Genomic DNA, 12,010 nt, shown 5'->3' with positions numbered 1-12,010 from the left:
TACCGATAGGTACAGTCTGCGCTAGGGTCCCGTCATGACCACCGTGCGCCCGACGGACCCGCCCGAGGCGGGCCCCGGTCCGGAGCCGCGCGTGGCCCCCGAGCCGGAGTACGGCTTCCCGAAGGCACTCTTCCGCGCCGTCGGCCGGATCCCCGTGCCGCCGCCTGCCCACCCGAGGACGTGGCGCAGCCCGCTGCGCGGGACGTGGCTGACCTCGGTGTTCGGCGCGGTCCTGCTCGCCGGCCTGCCGATCGTGATCCTCACGGGGCTGCTGTCCTACATCGCCTACGGCCCGCAGTTCGGCCAGGCGATCCCCGCCGACGTCGGCTACCTGCACCTGCCGTACTTCGACTGGCCGTCGAACCCGGCGTGGCTCTACCGGCTCACCCAGGGTCTGCACGTGACGCTCGGGATGATCCTCACGCCGATCGTCCTGGCCAAGCTCTGGTCGGTAGTGCCGAAGCTCTTCGCCTGGCCCCCGGTGCGCAGCGTCGGGCACCTGCTCGAGCGGATCTCCCTGCTGGCCCTGGTCGGCGGCATCCTGTTCGAGTTCGTCACCGGGCTGATGAACGCCCAGTACGACTACTCGTTCGGCTTCAGCTTCTACCTCGCGCACTACTACGGCGCGTGGGTGTTCATCGCCGGCTTCGTCAGCCACGTCGTGCTCAAGGTCCCGACGATGGTCCGGGCGCTGCGGGCGGGGCCGGGCGGCACCGGGGCCTTCGGGCGCTGGCTCGACGACGGGGTCGCCGAGACCGAGCCCGAGCCGATCGACGCGACGGGGCTCGCCCCGCTGGCCCCGAACCGGCCGACCCTGAGCCGTCGCGGCCTGCTGGCGATGGTCGGCGGCGGCAGCGCGCTGGTCGCGGTGCTGAGCGTCGGGCAGACCTGGGACCCCCTGCGCCCGCTGGCGCTGCTGTCCCCGCGCGGCCAGTCCTACGGCACCGGCCCGAACGACTTCCAGGTCAACCGCACGCTCGCGGGCTCGGGCATCGACCCGGCGCGGCTCGGGGCGGGCTGGCGGCTGACCCTGCGCGGCGGGGCGACCGAGGTCTCGCTCACCCGCGACCAGCTGCTCGGCATGGCGCTGCACACCGCGACGCTGCCGATCGCCTGCGTCGAGGGGTGGTCGGTGTACCGGACGTGGACGGGGGTCCGGCTGCGCGACCTCGCCGCCCTCGCGGGTGTGCCCGGCCCCGCCAACGCCGTCGTGCAGTCGGTCGAGACCACCGGCGCCTACGCCCGCGCGACCCTGCAGAACAACCAGGTGCTCAACCCGGACTCGCTGCTCGCGCTGCGCGTCGGCAACCCGGGCGAGGAGACCGTCGACCTCGCGCCCGACCACGGATTCCCGGCCCGGGTGATCGTCCCGGCGCTGCCCGGGGTGCACAACACGAAGTGGGTCTCGTCGATCGACTTCCGTCCGGGGACGGGCTGATGGCGGCGTTCCTGCGGTCCTGGCGCCGCTTCTACGGCGAGAACCCGCTGCACCTGCTCTCGGTGCTCGGGTGCTTCGCCCTCTCCGGGTACGTGGTGTCGCTGGTGTCCACCGACCCGAGCGCGATCTGGCTCGCGGTCTGGTTCCTCGGGGCCGTGATCGCCCACGACCTGGTGCTCTATCCCCTCTACGCCCTCGCCGACCAGCCGCTGACGATCAGCCGGTGGGCGCGGCGCCGCTACGGCCCCGACCGCCCCCCGCGCGTCCCGGCGATCAACCACATCCGGGTGCCGGCGCTGGGCTCGGCCGTCCTCTTCCTGATCTACCTGCCGACGATCACCGGGCGCGGCGAGGACGCCCTCCGGTTCACGTCCGGCCTGAGCACGGCCGGCATCCTCGACCACTGGCTGCTGATCACCGCGATCCTCTTCCTGGGCAGCGCGGTGATCTACGCGGTGCGGCTCGGGATGGCGGCGCGGCGCGGCCACGTGAACCGCGACGGCCCTCCGGCACGCTCCGACGGCGAGGACGGTGGCGCCGAGCCCGAGCCCGCGCCGGTCGCCCCGGGAGCTGCGTCGACGGGCGCCTTCGTGAGCAGGTCGGCCCTCCTCGTCGGCGCCGTGCTCCTCTCGGTGGTGCTCGGCCGGACCTAGGTGGACAGCGAGGGCACCCGCGCGACGCAGGCGAACGTCGCGAGCATGTACTCCGGCCGGGGCTCCCAGCCGTCCATCGTCGCGTGGGCGGCCTCCCAGCGGGCGAGGTCGTCGGGCCCCGCGAGCCCCGCGGCGACGAGGGCCTCCCGCGCCGCCCACGCCGGGCCCCGCACGCCGGGCGGCACCGGCCCGATCTCGAACCAGCCGCGGAACTCGCGCACCTCGAGGCCGGCGGCGCGCGCCAGCGTCGCCAGCCGCCGTCCCACGCGGAGGTCGTTGCCCTGGTCCGCGTGCCAGCGCCGGTAGCGCTCGACCAGGTCGTCGGCGTCAGGGGGCGCGGGCGCGACGCTGGCGCTCAGGGCGTCGACGTCGAGCAGGTAGACGTGCCCGCCGGGGCGCACGAGCCGGGCGAGGTGGTCGACGATCGCCTGCTCGCCGCCGCCGTTGTGGGCCAGGACGTGGCGCAGGACCGCGACGTCGAACGTGCCCGCGGGCAGCCCCGTGGCCTCGGCGCGCGCCTGCCGCACCTCGGCGCCTGCCGCACCCGCCGCGTCGAGGCCGGCGCGGGCCGTCGCCACCGCCTCGGCATCGGCGTCCACGCCGACGACCCGGCCGGCGGGCGCCACGGCCTCGGCGAGCAGGGTGAGCACCGCGCCGGGCCCGCACCCGACGTCCACCGCGCGGGCGCCCGGGCGCAGGCCCGCGAGGTCCCACAGGTCCGCCTCCCGCTCGCGGGCCCGCACGGCCATCATCCGGTAGCGCGCGAGCTCGTCGTCGGACAGGCGCAGGGCGTAGCCGGTGGTGCTCACGGCGCGCTCACGGGCTCGGCCGGGGCGGTCGGGGCCGGCGGGGTAGCAGCCGTGGCCGACGGCGCGGCGGCGGCGAGCGCCCCGGCGCGCTCCTGCGCGACGAGCAGCCGCCGCAGGATCTTGCCCGACGGCGAGGTGGGGATCGCGTCGACGAAGGCGAGCTCGCGCGGGCACTTGTGCGGCGCCACGCGGGCCGCGACGTGGGCGAGGATCTCCGTGGCAGTGCTCCCGCCGGCCGCCACCACCACGGCCTTCGGGCGCTCGCCGGCGCGCTCGTCGGGGATCGGGATCACGGCGGCGTCCGCCACCGCGGGGTGGGTCCGCAGCACCGACTCGACCTCGGCCGGGGCGACCTGGAGGCCCTTGACCTTGATGAGCTCCTTGAGCCGGTCCTCGACGAACACGTTCCCGGTCGCGTCGATGCGGGCGAGGTCGCCGGTGCGCAGCCAGCCGTCGGCGTCGACGGTCGCGGCGGTGGCCGCGGGGTTGCCGAGGTAGCCGGTCATCAGCTGCGGGCCGCGGACCCACAGCTCGCCGGTCCCGTCGACGGGCTGGTCCTCGCCCGTCATGAGGTCGACGATCCGGGCCTCCACGCCCGGCAGCAGGACCCCGCACGAGCCGGGCGGGATCGGCGCGGCCGTGTCGACCAGCGTGATCGCCGCGACGGCCTCGGTCATCCCGTAGCCCTGGCCGACCGGCGCGCCGACCCGTGCCGCGCACTCCTGCTGGAGATCGGCCGACAGCGGCGCGGCGCCGCAGCCGACGAGACGCAGGGAGGACAGGTCGAAGCGGTCCACCGCGGGGTGGCGCGCCATCGCGAGCGCGATCGGCGGCACCACCACCGAGATCGTGAGCCGGTGGGTCTCGATGAGCCCGAGGTAGGCCTCGAGGTCGAAGCGGGGCAGCGTGACGATCGTGCCGCCCGTCCGCAGGGTCACGCCCGCGACGACGTTGAGCCCCACGGCGTGGAAGAACGGCGCGACGGCCATCGCACGGTCGTCGGCGGTCTGCGCGAGCGCGACCTGCATCTGCGCGACGTTGGTGACGATCGCCCGGTGGGTGAGCATCACGCCCTTGGCCAGGCCCGTCGTCCCCGACGAGTAGGGCAGCAGGGCGAGGTCGCGCCGCGGGTCGATCAGCGCGCCCACCCCCTGTCCCTCGGCGCCCGCGGCGAGGACGTCGGACCACGCCGTCTCGCCGTCCGGGTCGCCGAGCACGACGATCTCGATCGGCTGGTCCCCCAGCGCCCGCGCCGCGCGGACCAGCGGCAGGAACGGCGGGATCGTGAGCACCCACCGGGCGCCGCCGTCGCGGAGCTGGGCGGCGATCTCCTCGGGCGTGTAGAGCGGGTTGATGCCGGAGACGACGCCCCCGGCGCTCATCGCCCCGAAGCAGCCGACGAGCCACTCGGGCACGTTCGGCGCGACGATCGCGAGGACGTCCCCGCGGGTGAAGCCGCGACCGGCCAGTCCCCGCGCGCACCGGTGCACGCCGCGACGCAGGTCGCCGTAGGTCAGCATGCGGCCCGACGGTCCGTCGATCACCGCCGTCGCGTCGGCGCGGGCCGCGCGGTGGTCGAGCAGGTACTCGGGCACGCCGACGTCGGGCACCTCGACCGCGGGCCACCGGCTGCGGTGGATGCGGGCGGCATGGTCGGTGGGGGTGCGGTGCGGCGCCGTCATCGGGGCCTCCGGAGCGGGTCGGGCCGGCGGACCCGTCCAGCACACCGGCCCCGGCTCGCCCGGGCGTCGGGGTGGGGCCCCGAGGATTGGCCGACCCGATTAGTCAGATCTCCCGATGGTGGCCGCTCGCGGGGGCCCCTAGCGTCGTTCCCCCGGGGGACGGCGGTGGCCGATGACTGCGACGGAGAGTCGCCCATGACGCGCGCGGCGACGAGGACGGGAGAGGGCGTCCTCGAGCGCGACCACGAGCTGGCCGTGCTCTCGGACGTCCTGCGCGCGGCGGCCTCGGAGCGTGGCGGCCTGGTCTGGGTGGAGGGCCCCGCCGGCATCGGCAAGACCCGGTTGCTCGACGCCGCCCGCGAGCGCGCCGCCGCCCTCGGCATGACCGTCCTCGCGGCGCGCGCCGCCCGGCTCGAGCGCGACTTCGCGTTCGGCGTGGTCCGCGGCCTGTTCGAGACGCTCGTGGCCCGTCGGCCCGGGCTGCTCGCCGGCGCCGCCCGCCTCGCCGCCCCGGTCGTCTCCTCCGGGCCCGCGAGCCCGCCGGGCGGCGACACCGACGCCGGCAGCGCCCTGCACGGCCTCTACTGGCTCACCGCGAACCTCGCCGAGGCCGGCCCGGTGCTGCTGGTCGTGGACGACGCGCACGTCGCGGACGCGGCCTCGCTGCGGGCGATCGCCTACCTCGCGCGCCGGGTGTCCGAGCTCGGGGTGGCGATCGTGCTGGGCGCCCAGCCGCCCGCCGTGCACACCGCGTCGCCGCTGGTCGACGCCCTGCGCGAGGCCGGGACGACCACCGTCCTGCGCCCGGCGCCCCTGAGCCGCGACGGGATCGAGGCGCTGGTGCGGTGCCGGTTCGCCGGGTCGCCGGACCCGTCCTTCACCGCCGCGTGCCACGAGGTCACCGGCGGCAACCCGCTGCTGGTCCACGCCCTGCTCGCGGCCGTCGCCGAGGCCGGCGGCGACGCGGACCGGGCGGGTGCCGAGACGGTCGCCGCGCTCGCGCCCGCCGTGGTGGCGACGTTCGTGGCACGCCGGCTGCGGGAGTCCGGCACCGAGGCCGCGACGGTGGCGCGGGCCGTCGCCCTGCTCGACGGACGCGCCGAGCTGCGCCACGTCGTGGCCGTGAGCGGGCTCGACCCGGCCGTCGTCTCCCGGGGGCGCAGACGCTGGTCGGGGCGCAGCTGCTGCACCCGGGCCGGCCGCTGACGTTCGCGCACTCGCTGTTCGCGCAGGCCGTCGCCGACGGCACCGACCCCGCCGAGCGCCACCGCGGCCACCGCCGGGCGGCGGACGCCCTGGCCGCCGACGGCGCCGGGGCCGAGCTCGTCGCCGCGCACCTGCTGCACACCGAGGCGCTCGGCGATCCCGCCGTGGTCGCCCGGCTGCGGGACGCGGGCCGCGCCGCCCTCGCGAAGGGCGTCCCCGAGACCGCCATGACCTACCTGCGGCGCGCGGTCGCCGAGCCCCGCCGGCCCCGGAGCGGCCCGCGGTGCTGCACGAGCTCGGGGCCGCGACCGCCCGGGTGTCCTACCGCGAGGGCGTGGCGCTGCTCGAGGAGGCCTTCGCCGCCGCCGTGCACCCGCACCGGCGCGGGCTGATCGCCCTGGAGCTCGCCCACGCCCTGAGCGTCACCCTGGCCTTCGAGCGTGCCCTGGCCGTGCTCGACGAGGCCCGGGCCGGGCTCGACGACGGCAGCGACCTGGCCACCGAGCTGGCCGCCGCGACCGTGGGGCTCGCCCGCCGGGACCCCGCGCGCCGTGCGGCGGCGGCCGAGCTCACCCGCACGCTGCGGCGCGACGGGCGCCTCCCCGCCGCGGCGGGCCCGCCCTGCTCGCGACCACCGCCCTCGAGGCGCTGCAGACCGACACGGACGCGAGTGCCGTCGACCTCGCCCACGAGGCGCTGGCCGCGACGCTGCGCGAGCACACGCCGGACCCCGGGGTGATCCTGCCGGCGACGATGGTGCTGGTGGCGATCGACCACCTCGCGCCGGTCCGGGCGTGCGCCGAGGCGATCCTCGCCGGCGCGCGGCGTCGCGGGTCGAGCTACGACTTCATCGCGGCGTCCGTCCTGCGCGCCCAGACCCGGTACCTGCAGGGCGAGCTCGTCGAGGCGGAGGCCGACGCGCGGCTCGCCGACGCGCTCGCCGTCGAGCACGAGGCCCACTCCGCGCGCCGCTACACCGTCGCCTGGCTGCTGGTCGTGCTCGTCGAGCGGGGCCTGGCCGCCGAGGCGCACGAGGCCCTCGCCGCGAGCGGGGTGCGCGGCACCACGGCGTACCTGCTCGCCGCGCGCGGGCGGATGCACCTGGCGCTGGGGCACGCGGCCGAGGCCGTCGACGACTTCGTCGCCTGCGGCGAGCGCCTCGCCCACCGCGGCATCCACCACCCGGGCGTGTTGCCCTGGCAGGCCGGGGTGGCCTCGGCCCTGCACCGCCTGGGTCGCGAGCCGGAGGCGGTGGCCGCCGCCGACGAGGCCGTCCGCGTCGCCCGGCGCTTCGCCGCCCCGCGGGCGCTCGGCATCGCCCTGCGGGTCCGCGGCCTCGTGAGCGGGACGATCGCCCCGATGCGCGAGGCGGTGGTGCTGCTCGAGCCCACCCCGGCGCGCCTCGAGCTCGCGCGGTCGCGGGTCGACCTGGGCGCCGCCCTGCGGCGCGCCAACCACCGTGTCGACGCGCGCACCGAGCTCGCGGCCGGCCAGGACCTCGCCCGGCGCTGCGGCGCCGACGCCCTCGTCGAGCGTGCCGGCGAGGAGCTGCGCGCCGCCGGCGCCCGGCCGCGGCGGCTCGCCGTGAGCGGGGCCGACGCGCTCACCGCCAGCGAGCGCCGGGTCGCTGAGCTCGCGGCCGACGGGCTGTCGAACCGCGACGTCGCCCAGGCCCTGTTCGTCACCACCAAGACCGTCGAGACCCACCTCGGGCACGCGTACCGCAAGCTCGGCGTGACCGGGCGCGACGAGCTCGCCGCGCGCCTGCCCTAACGGCGCTGGTCGGCCGGCGGGTGGTCGGCGTGCCGGTGGGTGAGCCACCAGCGACCGTCGAGGCGCCGGAACCCGTGCGTGACCCGCAGCATCATCGGCTGCGGCGCGCCCCCGTCCACCCGCACGACGCCGCGCTCGACGCCGACCGTGAGGCCGAGGTCGCCGCTGACCGCGACCACGGTGTACTCGGGCGGCTCCATCGTGCCGTCGCGGAAGCGGGAGCCCACCCACGTGAACGTGCGGGTGACCCGCTCGTGGCCCTGCTCGATCGGGCCCCAGGCGCCGTAGAGGGTCACGTCGTCGATGTCGGCCCAGAGCGCGGCGTACGGCGCCGGGTCGCCGGCGACGATCGCGTCGAGCGCCGCGGCGACGCGGTCGAGGAAGGCGAGGAAGTCCGGCGGTGCGCTGACCGCCTCGGTGGTCGTCATGGCACCGAGGATCGGCCCGCACGGCCCCGTCCGCGTCGGGGCGCCACCCCGAGGTTCCGCGCCGTGAGCGGACTCCGGGGCCATGACCCCGGAGTCCGCTCACGGGAGGTCAGGCCTGCGCGAGCGCCGGCGCAGGCTCGGCGTCGGGGAGCTCGGCCTCCATCTCGCGGATGATCGGCAGCACCTTGTCGCCGAACTGCTCGATCTCCTCCTTCACGTGCAGGAAGCACAGCAGGGAGAGGTCCACGCCGAGCTTCTTGTACTCGACGAGGCGCTCGGCGACCTGCTCGGCGGTGCCGATCAGCTGGGTCTTGAAGCCGTCGTTGTACTGGACGAGGTCCTCGAACGAGGAGTCCGCCCACATGCCCTTCTTGTCCGACGCCGACGCGCCGGCCTGCTGCACGGCCTGGCGGAAGCCCTCGACCTGCTCGACGTTCGCCTTGTCGACGATCTCGCGCAGGGTGTCGCGGGCCTCCTTCTCGGTGTCCCGGACGATCATGAAGCCGTTGAGCCCGAACTTCACGGTGCGGTCGTGCTCGGCCGCGGTCGCGTTGATGACGTCGAGCTGCTCGGTGACGCCGTCGAAGTCCTTGCCGTTGGAGAAGTAGAAGTCCGACACCCGGCCGGCCATCTTCTGCGCGGCCGTCGAGTTGCCGCCCTGGAAGATCTCCGGGTGCGGGCGCTCCGGGGTGTTCAGGGGCTTCGGCTTCAGCGAGTAGTCGTGGAAGCGGTAGAAGTCGCCCTTGAACTCGAAGTGGTCCTGCTCCCAGATGCCCTTGAGGCAGGAGATGAACTCCTCGGTGCGCCGGTAGCGCTCGTCGTGCTCGAGCCACGGCTCGCCGAAGGCGGTGAACTCGCCCTTGAACCAGCCCGAGACGACGTTCGTGGCGAAGCGGCCACCCGTCAGGTGGTCGGCGGTGGCGCCGAAGTTGGCGAACACGCCCGGGTGCCACATGCCCGGGTGCACGGCGGCCATGACCTTGAGGCGCTCGGTGGCCATCATGATCGCCAGCGACAGCGACGTGGACTCGTGCTGGTACTCGGCGGAGTAGCTCGCCATGTACCGGACCTGCGAGAGCGCGTACTCGAAACCGTTGTTCTCGGCGGCGATCGCGGTCTCGCGGTTGTAGTCCCAGTTCCAGTCGGTGCGCTGCTCGATGCCGCTGGTGACCAGCCCGCCCGAGACGTTGGGGACCCAGTAGGCGAACTTCAGCGGCTGGGTGGGGATGCCGACGGACACGGCTGTGTGCCTCCTCGAAGAGGGGTGGGGGCGCGCGGGCTGACCGCGCAGGAGATCGGGGGAAGGAAGAACGGAGCTCAGCGACAGAGTGTGGTCGCGAGCTTCCCGTGGTCGACGTGCCGACGGCGCGTCAGTGATGTCCAACCCATCGCGCCCGACGCTTCCGGTACCGCGAGGACCTGTCAACCGGAGCCGGGTCCCGGTCACACCCCGGGGCCGCGATCGTGCCGGGCTCAGGACCGGTCGGGACGGCGCCACACGTCGCGGGAGTGCAGGAGCTCGATCTGCTTCTCGGTCACCTCGCGGCGGTACTCCGCGTGGTCGTAGGGCGCGCGGTCGAGGTAGAGGTTCTTCGGGTAGATCGGATCCCGGTAGATCGCCTGGTACTGCTCGGTCGTGAGGTCCTTGAGCCAGTTGCCGAACTGGGCGCGCGCCCGGAAGTCCCGCAGCGCCCCGATGTCGACGGTGCCCGCCAGGTAGGTGGAGTGGCCCGCGTACCCGACCTCCCCCACCACCGAGCCGCGGTAGTCGCAGATCATGCTCGCTGAGCCGAAGGTGTCGATCGGGACGTCGGAGTCCGTGTACAGGTAGTACGTGCCGACCTGGTTGGCGACGACGTACATGTTGTTGTCCAGCGCCCGGGCCCTGTTCTGGATCTCGTAGAAGCCGTTGCCGGCGTGCGGGTGCGGGTACGGCCCGCGGTAGGCCACCTCGCAGCCGTTCATCGCCAGGCCGCGCGCGTTCTCCGGGTACGACGCCTCGTTCGCCATCATGATCCCGAGGCGCCCGATCTCGGTGTCGGCGACCGGGTAGAAGGCGTCCAGCCCGTCGCCGTAGAGCTCCACCCACCGGTCCCACACGTTGTGCGGGGTGACCGAGTGCTCGACGGGCTGCAGCGGCGTGACCTTGTAGTGCATGAGCACGATCTCCTGCTGCGGGGAGATCGCGAACCCGACGTTGAAGAACCGGCCGGGGAACTCGGGGTGCCGCGCCTTCGCCGTCGCCATCACGTAGGCGTCGTAGGTGGCCGCCATGCGACCGAGCGCGTCGGTCTCCGGCCCCGGGATGTCGATCGCGCACTCGCGCGCGAACCACTCGTGGTCGTGGTCGAGCACCTCGTCGTTGAAGCCCTGCAGCGCGCCTTCCGGGATGGTGATCAGGCGGACCGGCAGCGCCATCGCCGAGAGCCACGACGCCGCCTTCGCCAGGTGCTCGAGGTGCTCGAGGTTGTGCTTGATCTCGTCCCGGTACCGGATCCCGCGCATCGTCGGGATCAGGCCGACCACCTGGTAGGGCTCGATCACGCCACCGAGTACCTCACAGGCCGAACAGCACCCGCAACGGTGTGACGGCGAAGTAGAGGACGAACGCGACGGCGACGACCCACATCAGCGGGTGGATCTCGCGGACGCGCCCCGTCGCGGTGCGCAGCAGCACCCAGGTGATGAACCCGGCGCCGATGCCGTTGGCGATCGAGTAGGTGAACGGCATGACGACGATCGTCAGGAACACCGGCAGCGCCACCGAGAAGTCCGACCACTCGATGTCGCGGACGCCGCCGATCATCAGGGCGCCCACGATGACGAGCGCCGGCGCGGCCGCCTCGACCGGGACCACCTCGTAGAGCGGGGTGAAGAACATCGCGGCGAGGAAGAGCAGGCCGGTGACGACGTTGGCGAGCCCGGTGCGGGCCCCCTCGGCGACGCCCGACGCGGACTCGACGAACACGGTGTTGGAGCTCGCCGACGCGGCGCCGCCGGCCACGGCGCCGGCACCCTCGACGACGAGCGCGCGGCCGACGTTCGGCAGCTGGCCGCGGTCGTCGAGCAGCCCCGCCTGGCGGCCGAGCCCGGTCATCGTGCCCATCGCGTCGAAGAAGTTGGCGAGCACGAGCGTGAAGACGAGCAGCGTGACCGCCAGCGCGGGCAGCCGGGCGAACGCCCCGAACGAGACGTCGCCGACGAGCGAGAGGTCGGGCAGCGAGACGATCGACTCGGGCAGCCCGGGGTAGCCGAGGTTCCAGCCCTTCGGGTTCGTGCCGTTGGAGGGGCCGACGGCGACGGTGGCCTCGACCACGATCGCGACCACGGTCGTGGCGAGCACCCCGATGAGGATCCCCGCGCGCACCCCGCGGGCGACCAGGACGCCGGTGAGCAGCAGCCCGACGCAGAACACCGCGGTGGGCCAGGAGGCGATCGAGCCCTCGATGCCGAGGCCGACGGGCACGGTGGTGTTCGCGGCGTCCGGCAGGCGGCGCACGAACCCGGCGTCGACGAACCCGATGAAGGCGATGAACGCGCCGATCCCCGCCGCGATCGCGATCTTGAGCGGGTCGGGGATGGCGTTGAACACCGCCGTGCGGAACCCGGTGAGACCGAGGATCACGATGATCACACCGTTGACGACGACGAGGCCCATCGCCTCGGGCCACGTGACCTGCGGGGCGATCGTCACCGCGACCAGCGTGTTGATGCCCAGGCCGGTGGCCATCGCGAACGGGAAGTTGGTGACGAGTCCGAAGACGATCGTCATGACGCCCGCGACCAGCGCCGTCACCGCGGCGACCTGCGGCACCGAGAGCGTCATCCCGAGGACGTCGCGCTTCGCCGACGGACTCGAGGGATCGAGGCTGCCGAGGATCAGCGGGTTGAGGACCACGATGTAGGCCATCGTCACGAACGTGACGAGCCCACCGCGGACCTCCTGGGTGACGGAGGTCCCGCGCTCGTTGAGGCGGAAGTAACGCTGCAGCACGGCGGGCAGGCTAGCCGGACCACAACA

The 12,010-nt window shown here is 74.5% G+C and carries 11 protein-coding genes; 5 read left to right on the top strand and 6 right to left on the bottom strand.

The window, feature by feature from the left end; genetic code table 11:
- Positions 1–34 precede the first annotated feature (34 nt).
- Together ACQPYN_RS05820 and ACQPYN_RS05815 are read left to right on the top strand one after the other, a co-directional pair.
- Positions 35–1,438 carry a molybdopterin-dependent oxidoreductase gene (locus tag ACQPYN_RS05820; RefSeq protein WP_433034530.1) on the top strand — a complete coding sequence of 468 codons (1,404 nt, stop codon included), beginning with the start codon at positions 35–37 and terminating at the stop codon, positions 1,436–1,438.
- Entirely contained in the window at positions 1,438–2,091 is a 654-nt protein-coding gene (locus tag ACQPYN_RS05815) for a hypothetical protein (protein WP_433034528.1), read from the top strand. Before ACQPYN_RS05820 ends, ACQPYN_RS05815 begins: the two co-directional genes overlap by 1 nt.
- Here ACQPYN_RS05815 and ACQPYN_RS05810 read toward each other — a convergent pair.
- Positions 2,088–2,900: a methyltransferase domain-containing protein gene (locus ACQPYN_RS05810; protein WP_433034526.1), complete on the bottom strand. Its 813-nt coding sequence runs from the start codon at positions 2,898–2,900 to the stop codon at positions 2,088–2,090. The genes ACQPYN_RS05815 and ACQPYN_RS05810 overlap by 4 nt on opposite strands.
- Positions 2,897–4,582 carry an AMP-binding protein gene (locus ACQPYN_RS05805; protein ID WP_433034524.1) on the bottom strand — a complete coding sequence of 562 codons (1,686 nt, stop codon included), beginning with the start codon at positions 4,580–4,582 and terminating at the stop codon, positions 2,897–2,899. Before ACQPYN_RS05805 ends, ACQPYN_RS05810 begins: the two co-directional genes overlap by 4 nt.
- Before the next feature lie 195 nt (positions 4,583–4,777).
- Here ACQPYN_RS05805 and ACQPYN_RS05800 point away from each other — a divergent pair, with 195 nt between their 5' ends.
- From ACQPYN_RS05800 to ACQPYN_RS05790, 3 genes are all read left to right on the top strand, one after another.
- Entirely contained in the window at positions 4,778–5,788 is a 1,011-nt protein-coding gene (locus ACQPYN_RS05800) for an AAA family ATPase (protein WP_433034522.1), read from the top strand.
- Positions 5,789–6,071: 283 nt separating this feature from the next.
- Positions 6,072–6,527 (top strand): hypothetical protein, encoded by a 456-nt coding sequence (locus tag ACQPYN_RS05795; protein ID WP_433034520.1) that lies wholly within the window; start codon positions 6,072–6,074, stop codon positions 6,525–6,527.
- Positions 6,524–7,561, top strand: coding sequence for a helix-turn-helix transcriptional regulator (locus tag ACQPYN_RS05790; RefSeq protein WP_433034518.1), 1,038 nt, complete (start codon positions 6,524–6,526; stop codon positions 7,559–7,561). Before ACQPYN_RS05795 ends, ACQPYN_RS05790 begins: the two co-directional genes overlap by 4 nt.
- Here ACQPYN_RS05790 and ACQPYN_RS05785 read toward each other — a convergent pair.
- The 4 genes from ACQPYN_RS05785 to ACQPYN_RS05770 all read right to left on the bottom strand — a co-directional run bounded on the left by ACQPYN_RS05785 (position 7,558) and on the right by ACQPYN_RS05770 (position 11,992).
- Positions 7,558–7,989, bottom strand: a complete 432-nt coding sequence (locus ACQPYN_RS05785) for a YybH family protein (protein ID WP_433034516.1) — start codon at positions 7,987–7,989, stop codon at positions 7,558–7,560. The two genes, ACQPYN_RS05790 and ACQPYN_RS05785, sit on opposite strands and share 4 nt — an antisense overlap.
- 109 nt (positions 7,990–8,098) lie before the next feature.
- Entirely contained in the window at positions 8,099–9,229 is a 1,131-nt protein-coding gene (gene sfnG / locus ACQPYN_RS05780; RefSeq protein ID WP_433034514.1) for a dimethylsulfone monooxygenase SfnG, read from the bottom strand.
- Between the two features lie 233 nt (positions 9,230–9,462).
- On the bottom strand, positions 9,463–10,533 hold the full coding sequence (locus ACQPYN_RS05775) for a nitrilase-related carbon-nitrogen hydrolase (protein WP_433034512.1): 1,071 nt from the start codon (positions 10,531–10,533) through the stop codon (positions 9,463–9,465).
- Positions 10,534–10,546: 13 nt separating this feature from the next.
- Entirely contained in the window at positions 10,547–11,992 is a 1,446-nt protein-coding gene (locus tag ACQPYN_RS05770) for an NCS2 family permease (RefSeq protein ID WP_433038749.1), read from the bottom strand.
- Positions 11,993–12,010: the final 18 nt, after the last annotated feature.

Origin of the sequence: Actinomycetospora sp. CA-053990 (assembly GCF_050948445.1) — a bacterium.
Lineage (GTDB): Bacteria > Actinomycetota > Actinomycetes > Mycobacteriales > Pseudonocardiaceae > Actinomycetospora > Actinomycetospora callitridis.
The sequence above is the reverse complement of the archived record's forward strand: the minus strand, read 5'-3'. Positions and strand labels throughout refer to the sequence as shown.